Source organism: Flavihumibacter sp., assembly GCF_036676075.1.
Classification (GTDB): domain Bacteria; phylum Bacteroidota; class Bacteroidia; order Chitinophagales; family Chitinophagaceae; genus Flavihumibacter.
Map to the genome: position 1 here is coordinate 1,272,336 of NZ_JAKFDQ010000007.1, position 16,808 is coordinate 1,289,143.

The following is a 16,808-nucleotide window of genomic DNA, read 5'->3' on the forward strand; positions in this document are numbered from 1 at the left end:
TTGAAAAAGATCGTCCTCATATACCAGCAATTCCTGAACAGGCTCCGTCAGAAAACCAACAGGTTACAGTTTATGATGTATGCTGCAGTGATCACTGGACTGATTGCGGGAATGGGGGCGGTATTGCTTAAAACAATTGTTCATTTTCTGCAGGCGTGGATCAACCGGCCGGTTCAGCACGACTATATATATCTTGTTTTTCCTATCATTGGACTACTGATCACCGTTTTTATAACCAACAGGTTCTTCAATGGCTATATCGAAAGAGGGGTTGGAATGGTGTTACGTGCCATTGCCCGCAAAAGCGCTTTCATTCCTTTATCAGATACCTACAAGCATATCATCACGAGTTCCATTACAGTGGGCCTGGGTGGGTCGGCGGGACTTGAGGCGCCCATTGTGGCCACCGGTTCGGCAATCGGATCAAATACGGCACGTATCCATGGAATGGAGTACCGCGAGCGATCACTGTTGTTGGCATGTGGCGCAGCAGCAGGAATAGCTGCTGTATTTAATGCCCCCATCGCGGGTGTTATATTCGCCATTGAAATTCTGCTGACGGAAACCATTGTGAGTTATTTTATTCCGCTGATGATTGCCTCCGTTACCGGTGCCTTATGCAGCCGCATCATTCTCCAGGAATCTTTCCTTTTTAATTTTCGCCTGCGTGAGGCCTTTGACTATAATAATGTTCCCTTTTACATTTTACTGGGCTTTGCGGCAGGGTTTATCTCCCTCTATTATTCAAGACTATTCAAGAAGGCGGAGAAGGGAGTTCATCATATGACGCGCAACTCTTATACGCGTGCAATAGTGGCAGGAATATTCCTCGCTGCTATCCTGTTTCTTTTCCCCCCACTTTTTGGTGAAGGCTATGCAACGGTATCAATGCTTGCCAATGACCAGGCAATGCAGATTGCAGAAAAATTTTTCGCCAGAGAGTATCTGAATGACTGGACATTACTCGCATTTGTTGGCGCCATCATTTTATTAAAACCGGTGGCTGCGGGCATCACCCTTGGGGCAGGTGGAAATGGCGGAAATTTTGCGCCATCCCTTTTTGTTGGAGCTTATCTCGGGTTCTTTCTCTCGAGGATGGCCAACAATACCAAATGGCTACAATTGCCGGAAGGTAATTTCAGCCTGGTAGGCATGGCCGGTGTTTTGAGCGGTGTGATGTATTGTCCGCTCACTGCTATCTTTTTGATTGCAGAGATCACCAATGGATATGAGTTATTCATTCCTCTTATGATCGTATCTGCCATTTCCTTTTTTATCGTAAAACACTTTGAACCATATTCCATGGAAACAAGGCAATTGGCGATGGAGGGACAGATCTTTACCCATCGCAAAGAAGACAATATCCTTAACCAGTTCACGGCAGGCTCTTTCATTCAGGATAAATATGACAGTATTGGTATTGACAGTAACCTGGCCGACCTGATTGTTATTATAAACAAAAGTGACCGCAACATCTTTGCTGTAACGGATAAGGACAACCGCTATGTGGGCATCATTGAACTCAATGATATCAAGAAAAAAATATTTGAGCCGGTAAATCACCAGCAGATCGCAATAAAATCTATAGTCAAGAAGGCGGCCGCCACCATACAGGAAGAGGAGTCAATGAAAAAGGTGATGGAAAAAATGGATATTACGCAAAGCTGGTATCTGCCGGTACTCAACAAAGAACGGCAGTTCCTGGGCTTCTTATCAAAAACAAGGATATTTGAAAAATATCGTGAGGCCCTGGCAAACCAGGCTGATATATATGAGTCAGAGTCTGATCATCAATAATCATTTTAATGAACAGGTTAACAAGAGCATTGCGTTGGTTTATCTGGGACCGCTTCAATCTCCATAGCGATGCTGCCAATGCGCAGGATATTATTGATTCATTCAGGAAGGGTGTAGATATAAAGGGTACCAATCTCTGGATCCTGATCTTTGCCATATTCATAGCATCCATCGGACTCAATGTTAATTCCACTGCTGTTATTATTGGGGCCATGTTGATCTCTCCCCTCATGGGACCAATTATGGGCTTTGGCCTTGGCATTGCCATCAATGATTTCCAGCTGGTGAAACGTGCCATCAGAAACCTTTCTGTGGCAGCAGTGATCAGTATTGCAACGTCAACGATCTATTTCCTTGTTAGTCCCATCAGCGATGCACAATCAGAACTTCTGGCACGTACCCAGCCTACGGTGTATGATGTATTGATTGCACTGTTCGGCGGATTGGCAGGAGTAGTAGCGGGCACGAGAAAAGAAAAAAGCAATGTAATTCCGGGTGTAGCCATTGCCACTGCACTAATGCCACCCTTATGCACGGCGGGCTATGGAATTGCGAATGGCCAATGGACTTTTTTCATTGGAGCCTTTTATCTCTTCGTAATAAACAGTGTTTTTATTGGCTTATCGACACTTTTAATTGTTCGCTTCCTTAAGTTTCCCGCGGTTCGCTATATCAACCAAAAAGAACGAATCAGGGTCCGTAATTCTATAATGGTGGTTACAATGCTCACGCTTATTCCGAGTATTTATTTCGCCTACCGAGTGGTGCAGAAAAATATCTTTCAAAAAAATGCGCTACGATTTATTGAAAGAGAAATGGTTTTTGATAATGCGCAACTATTGCGACATAAAGTAGATCCATCCCTGAAAAAGATCAACCTTGTTTATGTGGGATCTTTTGTACCTGATAGTGTGATCGGATTAAAAAAAGAAAAGCTTGCCGCATACCAGTTGCAGGGCGCTTCACTGGAGGTTAGGCAAACGGGCATAACAGACAGTCTCCGGATCGATATGCTCCGAAACGCCATTACAATAAACAAGAGCACTGCCACTGAGCAGGAGAAGAACTTAGAGAAGGTGGCGCTACTGGAAAAAGAGCTTATGAAGTACAGGGAACAAGACCTTGCACAAGCGGCCATCGTTAAAGAAGCAAATGCCTTATTACCCCAAATAACCGCAATAGCAGTTGAACCAACACTTCTGAGACGGGTTGATGGAAAAACAGACAGTACTACACTTGTATTGGTAGCGCTCAATAAAAGGCTAACAAATGGGGAAAGCGCTCAACTGGAAAACTGGTTGAAAGCGCGATTACAGACCAATAATGTAGAAATCAATACCCAAATAAAAAACTAAGTTCTTTTTAATCGTTTTCTAATTCAATGAACTCCTTCCGACGGGAGATTAGGCTTAATTTCACCATTGAACCAGCACCCGGAAAGCATGCATGATATCAGTATTCTTCTTGTTGAAGATGAGAAGAAAATTGCCGAGACCCTTAAGAAAGGACTGGAAGAACAACAGTACCAGGTTGATGTTGCCTATGATGGCAATATTGGTCAGAAATTATTTGATACCCGTTGTTATGAATTGGTAATAGCAGACATCAATCTTCCCGGAAAAAATGGATATGAATTACTCCGACATATCCGTGCCGTGAACCAGCAGGTTCCGGTTCTCATGTTAACTGCACTCAGCAGTACCGAAGACAAGATCGAAGGTTTCAATACCGGCGCAGATGATTATATTGTAAAACCATTTGACTTTGCTGAACTGGTGGTAAGGATAAGGGCACTGCTCAAAAGAAGCCAGCACCAGGCGCCGGTTGGCAACACTATACGTGTAAACGACCTGGTGATCAATATGGACAGCAAGGAAGTTTCAAGAGCCGGCAACCTGATACAACTAACAGCGAAAGAGTTCCAGTTGCTGGAGTATATGATCAAAAACAAGAACAGGGTGGTATCAAGAGCGGATATAGCATTGAATGTGTGGGATATTGATTTTGATACCGGAACCAATGTAATTGATGTGTATGTAAATTTCCTTCGCAAAAAAATTGATCGCGACTATGATCAGAAGCTGATCCACACACAGGTAGGCATGGGTTATGTGCTGAAAGAAAACAGCTGACTTGACAATCCGCACAAAAATAACACTACTCTTCACCGTTCTTGTAACAGCTTTGTTACTATTGACGGCCTATACGGTTTATTATCTATCATCCATTCAACGCAAGGCGGTATTTAAGCAGCGGCTTTCGGGGCGGGCGCACAATGCATCACAATTGTTTTCCATTTTGGGTGATTCGAGCCAGAGCCTTCTCCAGCGAATTGACAGGAGCAATGCAAGATTCTTTAGCTCCAAGTCGATCCATATTTTTTCTGAAGATTATAAGCGGCTATATGTTTTCAATACAGATGCCACAGATGATTTTTACCTGCCTCAGGCGAGGCTCAATGAGATAAGAGAAAAAAAAGAACTTTCTTTTACGATCGGCCACCGCGATGCGTTTGCACAGGTTCATAAGGATAACAGGCAGCGATATATAATTGTGGTAGCGGCTTTTGACAGCGATGGGATGTTGTGGCTGAACCAGCTGCAGAAGATCCTTTTTGCGAGTTTATTTGGTGGGATGGCATTGAGCATGCTGGTGGGTTATGTTTTTTCGAGGCAGCTTGTAAAACCTATCTCCAATATTATTGATGAGGTTACGAATATTTCTTCCCACAATCTATCACACCGTATTTATGCCGGCAGCGGCCAGGATGAGTTGTTCCAACTGGCTAAGACCTTTAATGATTTGCTGAACCGCTTGCAGGAGTCCTTTACCATACAGCGACGATTTATTTCTAACGCATCACATGAATTATCTACCCCGCTTACCTCGATCTCTTCCCAACTGGAAGTTACACTGCAGAAGAAGCGTACAGAACAGGAATATCATGATGTGCTTGAATCTATCCAGGAAGATGTTCAACAGATGCGACAACTAACAAAGAGTCTTTTGGAGATCGCTAAAACGGGGCAGGAGGGAAGCATTGAATTACATGAGGTGAGGATCGATGAAGTGCTACTGAAAGTTACCAGTGCCGTTCAGAAGATCTCCCAGGAATATGTAGTGCATCTGCATTTTGACGAATTCCCTGATGATGAAAAAAGCGGGCTTGTGTTTGGCAATGCCGACCTGCTTTTCAGCGCTTTAAAGAATATAGTAGAAAATGGATGTAAATATTCTGCGGACCATACCAGTAAGGTTAACCTGCTATTCGGGATAAACGAACTGGTAGTGGAAGTTATCAACCAGGGAGATGTAATAGAAGAGGAAGAAATAGAAAATATTTTCCTGCCATTTTACAGATCGCCCAATTCTGGTATGCAAAAAGGATTTGGGCTGGGCCTGGCGCTTGCCCGCAGAATCATTGGCATTCATAAAGGAAATATTGAGGTGCGATCTTCCCGCAGTGAGGGCACTGTTTTCCGCGTAGTATTGCCTGCTGCAAGCAGTTTTACCTGATTTTCCATTCTTTTAATGCTGTTTTAATGGGGCTTTAATCGGGTCTTAATGACCCTGAACCATATTTGATATTCTAAAGAGTGCATCTATGGTTACAGTTATCATCCCGGTATTAAATGAAGCAGCAACGATTGCCAATGTGGTATCATTCTGCCTTCGGCAACCTGCCGTTTCTGAAGTAATTGTTGTGGATGATAATTCAATAGATGATACGGTAGCCAAAGCCAAAGCAGCCGGGGCTGTAGTTATTAACAGCCTGGTGCGCGGTAAGGGAACTTCCATGAAGGAGGGTATCCAGGCTGCTACCAATGATATCCTGGTTTTTTTGGATGGTGATATCGACCCTTATCCAGATATGACCCTCCCGCTGCTCACGGAACCCATTATTAAAGACCGGGCAGATTTTGTGAAAGCAACATTCTCTCGCAATGCAGGTCGGGTTACGGAGTTGGTGGCCAAGCCCCTGCTCAGCATTTTTTACCCGGGGCTGGCTCATTTCAGTCAGCCGCTCAGTGGTATGATCGCCGGCAGGAAAAAACATTTTCAGCGTATTGAGTTTTTCAGTGACTATGGAGTTGATATTGGTATACTGATAGATATGTTCCTGATGCAGGCGCGCATAACAGAAGTGTGTATCGGTCATATTGAAAACAAGAGCAAACCATGGCAGGCGCTCGGCAAGATGAGCCGGGAGGTGACACGAGCCATCATCGTAAAGGCACTCCGTCATAATAAGCAGATGGTAAATCTCAACCAGCTTGAACTAGTTAACCTTATCTCCTCAGAAATGAAATCGGTAGTAGTTGATGAGGTGGGCAATCTCCGCAAAATGGTTGTATTCGATATGGATAATACCATCCTTCGCGGTTCTTTTCTGGAAACCTGTGCCGATAGGTTTGGCTTCAGGAAACAGCTTGATAATTTGCGTGTAAAAGAAACAGATGCATCGGCATTCACTAAACGCGCTTCATTGTTAATGGATGGTATCAGCATGGCGGACCTTTTACAAACAGCTTCATCAATTCCCATTGTAACAGATATTATTAAAGTGGTGGAAGAGTTGAAAGCAAGAGGTTACCTGGTAGGAATTGTCAGCGATAGTTACCATATAGCCACCGACTATGTGAAGAATATTATAGGCGCAGATTTCTCGCTCTCTAACCAGCTTGAATATTTTGAAGGGGTGGCTACCGGCGAGGTGCGTATCCCATCCTATTTCTATCATTCGGATGAAAGTATCTGTACGCATCCGATATGTAAAACAAACGCATTGCGTTACCTCGCGAAGCGTTATGACATTGCGCTTGAAAATTGTATTGCTGTGGGTGACAGTGAGGCAGACAGGTGCATGATTGAACAGGCGGGTATGGGTATAGCGTTCTGCTCAACAAATGAGCTCCTCAGCTATGTTGCTGACAGGGAGATTTCTGAACCTGCATTCTCAGAAATGCTGGGATACGCGGTTTAAAAAATTATAATGGAAAAACTTTTAAAACAAATACTTGTAGTCATTGATTTTTCGGATACTTCCCGGAGTGTGATCGAGAATATCATTCCCATTGCCAACGAGATGGATTGTGATGTTCACCTGCTGCATATTGTGAAGCCATCGATATTACCTGTACTGGCTGATTCACAACATATCATTGCCACACGCGGTCATCATTTGGCAGAGTCTTCCAATACCCTGATGCAATGGCAGACCAATTTTATAAGCCAGGTAAAAAAAGGTCGTTATCTCTTTACACATTGTGTACAGGGAAATGAAGAGAAGCAGATCCGCGAGTATGCGCTTCGTCATCATATTGATCTTGTTGTGCTGACGCATCACCGGCCATATCCCTGGAGCAAACTGCTTTCAAGAATAAATATTGACAGGCTGGCAAGAAGGGTACAATGTCCTGTATTAAATATGCCCGACCCTGAAAGCCTTCGCTTTATACATAATATCGTGTTACCGGTAACCAATGCGTTACCACTCCGTAAGATCATGTTCGCTTCCTACCTGGCAAAATACCAGGATGCGCGCATACATCTGGTGGCGTTGCAGGAAGATAAGGAAGCAAGCCATGAGGAGAATCATTATCTCATGAAGGCCTACCAGCTTTTGCGAGATAATACCAACCTGTCAGTAGAATGCCATCCGGTGAATGGAGACAATATAGCTGGTACTACATTGCATTATGCAGAGCAGGTTAAGGCCGATCTTATTGTAGTTCAACCAGGCAAGGAGGCAGAGCTACCCGGACTATTAAACAACATTTTTTCACGCTTTTTATTTTCCGCATCACGAATCCCGGTGATGGCGGTATAAAACAAAATAGAATATACATGAGAAAACTACTTTTTTTCGGATTAACAACATTGTCCATCACAGCAATGGGACAATCAATTGAAGAAGCAAAACAATTGCTGTACTACGATCGATACCAGAGTGCGGAGCAGGTGCTTCAACAGGTGATCCAGCAAAAGGATGACGAAAAGCAAGCCTACTACTGGCTTACCGAGGTGTACCTGGAGAATGATGATATTGAAAAAGCAAAGTCTTTGCTGGAGCCTAATGCTGAAAGCCTTGCAGCGGCACATCCACTCAACAGGGTGGCCTATGGAAGTCTGCTGCTGAACCAGGATAAGCTTACAGAGGCAAGGGCACAATTTGATGCTGCGCTTAAAGAAAGCAAGCGTAAGGATGAGGCCGTTATCAAAGCTGTAGCGAAGGCACAGGTGGAGAATGAGAAAGGTGATGCTGCCTACGCATTGCAGGTTCTGAATGAGATAAAAGAAAAAAAGATAGATGCAGAAGTATTGTCAATAAAAGGTGATGCATATCGCAAACTTGGGCAGGGAAGTGAATCGGCCAAGGCTTATATGGAAGCACTGATCAAAAATGATAAATATGCGGAGGCGGCTTTTAAACTTGGCAAGATCTATCTGACCCAGCAGAATACAGAGATGTTCCTGAAATATTTTAACCAGGCCATTGAGGCTGATCCAAAATATGCAGCCGCCTACTATGAACTGTATTATTACTACTATTTCCGTGATGTGAACAAGGCAAAAGAATACCTTGATCTTTATGTTGCGAATACAGACAAGACCGTTGAGCATCAGTATATGACCACCGACCTTATGTTTGCGTCGTCAAAATATCCGGAAGCTATCAGTGGCGCCAATGCTATCCTTCAACAAGAGGGAGAAAAAACAAAACCACGCCTTTATAAATTGCTTGCCTATAGTTATGATGCCAGTGGAGATTCTACAAAGGCCCTGGAATATCTGCAGACCTATTTCAATAAAGAAGTTGACAGCAATCTTGTTGCGAAGGATTATGATCTGCAGGCAAAGTTGCTGACAAAAACAGGCAATGATTCACTAGCCCTTCAGAGTTGGGAGCGTGCCATTGCGATGGACACTGTTACTGAATACAAGCTGGAATATATGCAGCAGCTCGCCAACTGGTACAAGGAGAAAGAGAACAGGAGTGGGGAAGCACGCTGGCTGGGAAAGATCTTTGAAACAAAAGAAGATCCGAATAACCTGGATATCTATAACTGGGGACTGGCACATTATGCTGCAGCAGAATACAATGCAGCAGACAGTGTCTTTGGATTGTATACAGCGAAGTATCCAGACCAGGTGTATGGATTTTACTGGCGTGCAAAGAGCAGGGCACAGATCGATACCACCATGGAGCAGGGCTTGGCCGTACAGGATTACCTGAAGGTGATAGAGATCGCTGAAAAGGATGTGGAAAAGAACAAGAGTCTTTTATTGCAGGCCTATGGTTACCTGGGGGCTTATGAGGCGAATGTGAAAAAGGATTATCCTGCAGCGTTGGGATGGTTTGAAAAGATTCTTGCAGTACAACCAGATAATGCAGATGCAGAACGTTTTGCTGGCATCCTGAAAAAGTGGATCAGCGATGGGGGACCAAAATAGTCTTAGTTTTCTCAAACCGAAAGGTTGGTTTTTTGGGTGTGGCCCCTCTTGTTTAAGAGGGGCATTTTTTTGTTATAGAATGGCGCCAAGTGCCACGCAAAATATTACTATAACGGGGGAGGGTATGCGGGAGAAAGAAAGTGCAAGCCAGGTACCGGCTATTACGAGGATATTGATCCAGCCGTGGTCGGCCCATTCGGTAAGTGTAATGTCTTTGAACATATAAAGGGTGGAGGCGATCAGGAATCCGACAACTGTTGCATTGATACCTTCCAGTGCCCGGAAGAATATAGCGTATTTTTTAAGGTTGTTCCATACGGGAAAGAAGAAGAGTACCAGCAGGGCGCTGGGGAGGAAGATGGCAATTGTACCAATTACACAGCCTGTTATCTGCCAGCGTGTTCCCCTGTCGCTCATGGCCATGCCACCCATAAAGGAGGCAATAGAAAAGACGGGGCCAGGCATGGCTCTAACCAATCCGGCGCCGGTATAAAAGTCGGCCCGTTCTATCTTAACTACATTAGGATTGCGTTGAAGAAGTTTTTCGTTTTGTGGTCTCACTACAAACTGTTCATACATCATTGCCACCAGCACCTGGCCTCCACCAAATACCAGGCTTCCGAAACGGTAAGTGTTCTCAAAGAGGTTGATGGGGCGCCTGTTGGGCCAGTCGTGTTTACGGGCCTGTTCACTGAGTACCCCTGCTGCCAGGAAAATAAAGGCGAAGAGCCAGATATTCCCCCATTTGATCTTGCGGGGTTTTTCGCCTACCTGCGGAATCCGGCGGTCGCTGAGATTGGTAACAAATCCCCCAACTACAATAAGTAAGGGAATAATGACCGGCACTTTAAAGAATACAAAACTAAGAATGGCGCTCATCACCATTATGATCTGTGTGATGGTGTTTTTTACTGAAAGTTTGAATGCTATCGCTGAGGCATATGCGAGAAAGCCAATGGTCATGGGAGCGATATACTTGAATATATCATGCTTCATTGTGGCTTCATCAAAATAGCGAACCAGAAAAGAAAGGGCCCCCATTAATACGGAGGCTGGTAAGATCCATACCAGTAAGGTTAGCACTGCGAGGGGTACGCCCCCTCTTTTATATCCCACCAGTGTCAGAACCTGTGTGGAGGAGGCGCCGGGGAGCATCTGGCAAAAGGCGTTGTATTCCATCAGCTCTTCTTTGGTAACATCCTTTCGCTGGCTCACAAAGGTTTTAAGCATCATCCCGAAATGGCCTTGTGGTCCGCCGAAAGCGGTAAGGCTATGCAGCAGCACTGCTTTGAGAAAGGGGATATGCCTCAGTAAGACCATAGGATTAAAAATATTCAATTATATGTTAGCATGATGGTGTTTTATTACCTGCCACAAAGCGTTGCATAGGAACAGTACTGGCATTTTTCAATTTTGTTGGTTTGGTCAAATGGAATTTCTGCACTGAATATTTCTTCGATCACGGGAACTAATCCGTCCATTGTATCAGCAACCATGGTGGACACAGCCAGGTGATCGAGGGGTTCATTATCTGCACTGGTATCGCGAAAACGCCAGTCAAATTTTCCAGCATCCTTTCGCATATTCCTTACATCATAAAGGCCCGCTACTACCGGTATATCAGAATCGAACTGTTGCTTCAAAACATATGTGTAAAGAAAAGTTTGCAAGGCGGCTTTGTTTCTGTCCCTGCCTTCGCGGTCAAAGAAAGAGGATACGCCTTTAAAGTCCTTGGAATCCTTTCCTGTTTTGTAATCAATGATACGGTAGATGCCATTTTTGATATCCACCCGATCAATGATGCCTCCCAGTTTTATTTTCCAGGTTTCCCCATTTATTAGCATTGGGATGGTGGTGTCGAACCTTTGTTCCAGGTTCCAGATCTGGAATGGCGTATATAGTTTGTCGTTAGCCAATACTTCCTGCACATAGATGCGTACAACTTCATGTATCACTTTATAACTTCCAGAATATTCCACTTCAAAATCTGCATCGCCGGCGAGGCATTCACCGAAACCTCTTCCAATGGCCCAGGGCACCCATTGAAGCATTGTATCAATATCTGGTGTCTGCACCCATTTATCGCCAGCTTTGGACTCCTGTAAACGGATATATAAAAATTCAATGGCCCTATGCAGGATATTTCCTAGCATACGTGCATCAATTTCATCCTGGAAATCTTCGGGCTCACGGATTCCTACCAGGTTCTGGAAATAGAACCGAAGCCGGCATTCGAGATAGGTATTTATAGCAGAAGGGCTCAGTGCCGTTGCTGTATACTTACGCAGGCTCTGCAAAATGGCTGCATCTTTTTGTATAGTGATGGGGTCTTTTGCCCGCGGAGCTATATCAAGCTGAACAACAGATCTGATAATGGGGATTTTCGTTTCATATTCCAGTTGTGTGAGAAAGCGGCTCTGCTCTCCCGTGCCCTTATCGTCAATTGTATTGTTGTAAAGGCATCGGACCGACTTGCTTCTCTGAAGCAGTCTGTAAAATACGTAGGCAAAAATGGCATCCTGTTTCTCCATTACGCTGAGCCCATATGCTCGCCTTATACTATCCGGAATAAATGTTGGCGCCACGGCTTTCTTTGGAAGTGAACCTTCATTCACATTCAACATTATGATATGGTCGAAATCAAGTCCACGGCTTTCCAGCAATCCCATTACCTGCAATCCTTTGAGCGGTTCGCCTTCTAGTGGTACTGATTGCGCACGCAGTATATTCATCAGGGTTTCACCAATAAAGGACAGGCTAAGCGGATGGGTGAATTGTAGGAGCAGATCGTGGAGTCGGTTGAGTTGCAGATATGTTGCTGTCAGCAGCTGGGCTTCTAGTGCCGCCATTACTGTGGTGGTGGTTTCCCTTGCCTGTATTTCGAGTACCAGTTTGATCAACGCAATTATATCAATCGGGTTTTCCACCGCCTGCAGAATATGCTTAAGCCGCTTCTCTTCTATATGCATCCATTTTTCACGGGGAATGGAAACAAGGCTCCTGCTATTGATTTCCGCTGCCAGGTTTATGGCATCCGTTACTTCATAGAGATAGGGGTGCTGAAGCAACTGTAACAAGGGTTGGTAATAAACCCTTTTGCCATTGTTCTGGGCGAGGGATTCCTGTACACGGACAATGGTGTGCACCAATGAAAAAACGGGCGATTGTGCCAGCCCATATCCCATAGTGATATTGATAAATGGAACAGAGGCGGGAAGTGCATGAAGTACTGGTAATAATTGTTTTTCATCACCTAGAAAAACGGCAACTCTTTCCGGATTTTCCTTTATGTCAGGTATTGCCTCAAGCAGTTGAGGCAATACCCTTACCTGTGCAGCATTGCCTTCTGCTGCAATAATATGGATGGGTCGGGCTGAATTATTGATGCCATTTGCTGTTGGTAATTCGTTACCAAACAACTGCAGGTTTCGGCGAAGAAATAGTCCCGCTTCCTGCAAAGGATCCTCTGTATAATGGACATCTGCATCGAAATAAAAAAGCGCGAGGCCCTCGTCCTTCCACTTTTTGAAAAGTTGAAGCTCGGCACGGTTGAGTGCATTGAATCCTATAAATACAAGTTTCTCATAATTGCCCGGGAACTCTTTATTATCGTATGAATCTTTTACCAGGTTGCGATAGATGTTTCCGGTGGTGGTGAGATTTCTTTCTTTAAGAAGGTTACTGAATTTTTCAAAGATGGCGGGTAACTGCTGCCAGAGCTGTAAGAACTTTTCTTTCTGGCGGCTAAGTTTTTCCATGGAAAAGTTCTTCCAGAATCTTTGCAGGTATTCTTTCTGTTCTTCGGTGAGGTAATCAAATCCCTGGTCGATGGCAGCAAGATCCGCCATGGTTGTATAGAGATCTTTATGGTTGATCACATTAGACTCCAGCTCGGTATAATCATTCAGTAGTATTTCGCCAAGGGAGAAGAATTTTTCATAGGTAGAAATATTCGTATCGCCGCTTTCCAGCATAACGGTGGTATACGCTTCATACAACAGGAAAGACTGTAATAATCTGTCGGCCGTAAGTTGCCGGGTAGAAAGCTGGATAAATTCGTGAATGGTCATGAGGTCGGGGCTCCATATTGGTCCGTCGATGAGGTTACCCAGGTGACGCCGGAAATAAACCGAGGGACGCTTGTTAGGAAAGACCAGCGCAAGCCGACTCAGGTCTTTTCCGAATTTATTATATAGATCAGTTGCTACTTCCTGGAGAAACATGTTACTAACATTTATCATTAACCGAATAGTTGACCCTGCTCTACTGCCAGTTGCGCAAGGGGTACCAGGGAACGGTTATACCCATAGTAAATAAAGGATCGAACGGAGGGATAGCCCATTTCCACAAGGAGGTCGTGGTATTGCTGCAGTTGTCTTCCATGCGAAGGAGATGCCTCCTGCGTGAATTTAAAATCAAGCAGAATGGTTTCATTGGCACCTACCAGAACTTTATCGGGCCTTCTTACTGCGCCTCCCTTAAGGAGGATGGCTTTTTCATTAAGCGCCTGATAGCCAGAGCCGAACCAATGGGCGAGTTGTTCATTTTCCAGTGCCATCGCCACCCTCTCTTTTACGGCAGGTAGTAACTCTGTGGTTAGTTCGCCTTCCAGTTGCATTTTTTCCAGCGTAATATCTAATTCATCCAGCGTCTTCACTCTTGCTAATGCGAGGTGGGCAAGTTGGCCGATCTGTTGTTGTTCTGTTACTGCTGAATGAAGAAGTAGTTCCTGTGTTGCCGGCTCGCGAAGATCCTGTAGCAAAGAGGCATGTATGGTTACCGGATCAATGCGAATGCTTTCGGTTGAGATATCTTTTTTCTCAACAGGCTCTACGATACCTTCCACGATCAGTTCTGATACTGTGAATTGTTTGGCGTAATCTGTAAGGGTATCAGGCAGGGCATATTCAGTGGGATGAAGGCACTGCCAAAGCAGGTCAGCAATAGTTTTCATTCCGCCTTCATTGTCTTTTTTTACTGACGGTGCCGGAGCCAGAATATACATGGCCTGACGGGTACGGGTAAGCGCCACATACAACATATTCAATGCATCCATTCTCGCCATCAGCTGTTCTTCGAAATAATCATAGGCGAACCGGGTTTGATCGAGGTCTTTTTTTAAAAGAACCGGCACCCATTCAATGCCCGATTCATCGGGTCCCCATTCTGACCAGAGCATACCTTTATCATTGGTGAGTTTCCAATCAGCATAAGGAATGATAACCACATCAAAAGCGAGACCTTTTGATTTATGGATCGTCATCACCTGGATAGCATTTGCCGCGGCCGACAATGGCAATGCTTTTTGCGCACCTTCTTCCTGCCACCATTGAAGGAATTCCCGGATATCGGGTTTGCCCCTTGCACTAACATTATTTACCATATCCCGAAATGCAAGAATATAGGCCTGTTCGCTTGTCCAGTGATCAATATTAAAAATGGTGATCAGTTCTTCCACGCACTCATAGAGTGCTGTTTGCAAAAGATATCTTTTCCTGTGACGGAAAGCTTCCGGTAGTTGCTGAAGCGCGTGGTTAAAATCTTTCCTGTACCAGTCGGTATTACTGATGTCAAGTCCAAGCCTTATTGCATTGGCCTGCACCAGTTCGGCGCGGGCCAGTTCATCCTTTTCATTGACCAGGAAACGAAGGGCGGCCACCAATAACTGGATGGCGGGGGATGCGTTCACCAGAAGCGCGTCAGCAGAAACGAGGCCATAACGGGCACGTGCATCCGCTGATTGCTGGTATACCAGTAACAAATCTATCAGTCGCCGCGCATCATTATTATTTCGGGTAAGGATGGTTATCTGTTCTGGCCTTATTCCTTTGTCAGAGATAAGTGTGTCAATATGTGTGCAAAGCCATTCATCGGCAGTGGGCTTCCATGAATTGGGCGACCGGCTGTCTTCTTTCTGGAAGAACCTGATCTCTACATTGCCACCAGGCTTTGAAGGCGAAGGAATTTGCTGTGATGCATCTGCATATGCCTCTGCAATAATGTTGAAGTATCCGTTGGCATGCAGGCGGGCAAGTATGGCGCTATCCTGTACGACTGCCATTTCAACATTGAAATTTTCCTGCAGTAATAATGGGGCTATATGAAAAATGAAATTATTGACATGAATAATATTCTCCCGGCTTCGATAATTTTCTTTCAGGCTGGCATCCTTCACATTAGCGGCGCCGATATCTTTTTTCACCTGTTCCTGCAATAACCGCCAGTCGCCGCTGCGCCACCGATAGATCGATTGTTTCACGTCGCCCACTACAAGGTTGAAGTGACCTGTTGATACAGACTGTTCCACCAGTGGCCTGAAATTATCCCACTGAAATGTACTGGTATCCTGGAATTCATCGAGGAGGAAATGCTGGTAGCGGTTACCAATTTTTTCGTAAATAAATGGGGCATCATTATCACGAACCAGTTCGCGAAGCAATTGCTGTGTATCAGAAATCAGCAGGAGGTTATTATCTCTCCGATAGTCTGCAAGCTGCGCTGCGAGCACCTGTAGCAGGCTAAGATTATTCAATTGACGCAATACTGAAAGGGCAGTACGGTATTCAACATTGTGTTGCTGGTAGTGTTGAATACATTTCGTTAACAAATCATTGAGTTCGGGATAAATAGCTTCCACCCGTGAAAGAACAGAGGCAGGCGTTTTTGATTTGGTCGTCCACTTCGAAATATTATCTACCGCCTCCAGGCAGCGGGCACCCGGATTGAAATCTTTTTTATTCTCTATGCGATTGAAATAATTGATGAACCCGTTTTTCCCATATGGAAAATCATCTTGCTGCAGACCGCTTTCCTTTAGAATAGCATTTGCTTTGGCTGCCAATTCTTTCATGGGCGATTCCATTTCTTTGATATTCGCCTGAAGTTTTTTCTTCAGTGTTTCGAAAGCTTTGGAAGGCTGTTCGAGTTGCTGCATATTGGCTTCAAAGTGATGAAATCTCTCTTTGAAGATCTCACTGGCAAAGTCGAGCAGGGTAGAACGGAAATCCCAGCTTTCCCCATTTTCAATTCTGTCAATTGCGATCTGCTGCACCCATTGCAACAGGTCTTCGTTGGTTTCCAGTAATTCGAAGAGGCGATCGGCAAGTTCCTCTTTCACGAGGTCCTGGTTCAACTGCAATTCGAATCCTGCATCCAGTCCAATTTCATAGGCGAAAGACCGAATCACTTGTTGTACAAAACTATCGATGGTACTAACGGAGAATTTCGCATAATCGTGCAGGATAGTCCGGTAGATCCGGTCGGCTTGCAAGGAAAGTTGCTGACCCGATTTAAAAGCCGGAAACCGATCTTTTATAATGGCGGCGTAACCTGTTTCTTCACCGAGGGCGATCTTTCTCAATTCACCGAGGATGCGGTGTTTCATTTCTTCGGTTGCCTTGTTGGTGAAGGTGACGGCGAGGATCTCGCGGTATTTTTCCGGCCTTTCAAATAGCAGGCAGAGGTATTCGGATGCAAGCAGGAATGTTTTGCCGGAGCCTGCGGATGCGCGATAAATATGGAGTGGTGGGGAGAATCTTTCTTCTTTCATAATGCAG

General features: G+C 44.7%; 10 protein-coding genes. 7 read left to right on the forward strand and 3 right to left on the reverse strand.

Annotated elements, in window-relative coordinates:
* The 7 genes from V6M43_RS08325 (at position 1) to V6M43_RS08355 (ending at position 9,252) form a co-directional block, all read left to right on the forward strand.
* Positions 1-1,797, forward strand: coding sequence for a chloride channel protein (locus V6M43_RS08325; RefSeq protein ID WP_332734211.1), 1,797 nt, complete (start codon positions 1-3; stop codon positions 1,795-1,797).
* 8 nt (positions 1,798-1,805) lie between these two features.
* The gene (locus V6M43_RS08330; RefSeq protein ID WP_332734213.1) at positions 1,806-3,152 is read left to right on the forward strand and encodes a TIGR00341 family protein; all 1,347 of its coding nucleotides are present in this window, start codon (positions 1,806-1,808) and stop codon (positions 3,150-3,152) included.
* 66 nt (positions 3,153-3,218) lie between these two features.
* Positions 3,219-3,929 carry a response regulator transcription factor gene (locus V6M43_RS08335; protein WP_332734215.1) on the forward strand — a complete coding sequence of 237 codons (711 nt, stop codon included), beginning with the start codon at positions 3,219-3,221 and terminating at the stop codon, positions 3,927-3,929.
* Between the two features lies 1 nt (position 3,930).
* Positions 3,931-5,313, forward strand: coding sequence for a HAMP domain-containing sensor histidine kinase (locus V6M43_RS08340; protein ID WP_332734216.1), 1,383 nt, complete (start codon positions 3,931-3,933; stop codon positions 5,311-5,313).
* Between the two features lie 88 nt (positions 5,314-5,401).
* Positions 5,402-6,781 carry an HAD-IB family phosphatase gene (locus V6M43_RS08345; protein WP_332734218.1) on the forward strand — a complete coding sequence of 460 codons (1,380 nt, stop codon included), beginning with the start codon at positions 5,402-5,404 and terminating at the stop codon, positions 6,779-6,781.
* 9 nt (positions 6,782-6,790) lie between these two features.
* Positions 6,791-7,627 carry a universal stress protein gene (locus tag V6M43_RS08350; RefSeq protein ID WP_332734220.1) on the forward strand — a complete coding sequence of 279 codons (837 nt, stop codon included), beginning with the start codon at positions 6,791-6,793 and terminating at the stop codon, positions 7,625-7,627.
* Positions 7,628-7,644: 17 nt separating this feature from the next.
* Complete coding sequence (locus tag V6M43_RS08355) at positions 7,645-9,252, forward strand: tetratricopeptide repeat protein (RefSeq protein WP_332734222.1); 1,608 nt, start codon at positions 7,645-7,647, stop codon at positions 9,250-9,252.
* 72 nt (positions 9,253-9,324) lie between these two features.
* On the opposite strand, the gene V6M43_RS08360 is transcribed toward V6M43_RS08355, so the two are convergent.
* The 3 genes from V6M43_RS08360 to V6M43_RS08370 are packed head-to-tail and all read right to left on the reverse strand — an operon-like array spanning position 9,325 to position 16,801.
* Positions 9,325-10,572 carry a chromate transporter gene (locus V6M43_RS08360; protein ID WP_332734224.1) on the reverse strand — a complete coding sequence of 416 codons (1,248 nt, stop codon included), beginning with the start codon at positions 10,570-10,572 and terminating at the stop codon, positions 9,325-9,327.
* A gap of 44 nt (positions 10,573-10,616) precedes the next feature.
* The gene (locus V6M43_RS08365; protein WP_332734226.1) at positions 10,617-13,475 is read right to left on the reverse strand and encodes a PD-(D/E)XK nuclease family protein; all 2,859 of its coding nucleotides are present in this window, start codon (positions 13,473-13,475) and stop codon (positions 10,617-10,619) included.
* Between the two features lie 17 nt (positions 13,476-13,492).
* Entirely contained in the window at positions 13,493-16,801 is a 3,309-nt protein-coding gene (locus tag V6M43_RS08370) for a UvrD-helicase domain-containing protein (protein ID WP_332734228.1), read from the reverse strand.
* Positions 16,802-16,808 lie beyond the last annotated feature (7 nt).